This window comes from Lactobacillus sp. C449L (genome assembly GCF_059900815.1).
In genome coordinates, this window is sequence record NZ_JBWXGA010000158.1 from 1 (window position 1) to 475 (window position 475).

Here is a 475-nt window from a genome sequence, read left to right on the forward strand (position 1 = left end):
ATCCTGCTCCTGTCGGTCTTCCGGCTCGCGTGGCGCCTCCGCCACCGTCCGCCGCCTTTCCCGCCGGAGCTGCCGCGCTGGGAGCGGATCGCCGCGGTCTGGAACCACCGCGCCTTCTATGTCCTGCTGATCGCGCTGCCGCTGACCGGCCTCATGGCCATTTCCGACGGCCCCGGCGGCACGACCACCCTGGCGGGCGGCATCCCCTTCCCGACCGTGCCGGGCGTGTCTGAAGCGCTCGGCGCGCTGATGGGCGACGTCCACGAAACGCTGGTCACGGTCACCATCCTCCTCGTCGCCATTCACGCCGCGGCCGCCCTGAAGCACCAGTTCATCGACGGGAAGCGGGCCCGCGTCGCCGGCCGGATGCCGCCGTTCCGCAGCCCCGACGGGTCGCCTTCGGTGCCGCGCGACGCGGCTTGAAAGGTGGCGATCGCCCGGCGCGGCCCCTCCTCCGGCGGGCCGGGGGAGCAGC

At 73.9% G+C, this 475-nt stretch carries 1 protein-coding gene; it reads left to right on the forward strand.

The features are described 5' to 3' along the window. Nucleotides 1–423: cytochrome b (locus tag AC2JF9_RS08795; protein ID WP_500727004.1), on the forward strand; the 423-nt coding region annotated here is incomplete at its 5' end. Nucleotides 424–475: the final 52 nt, after the last annotated feature.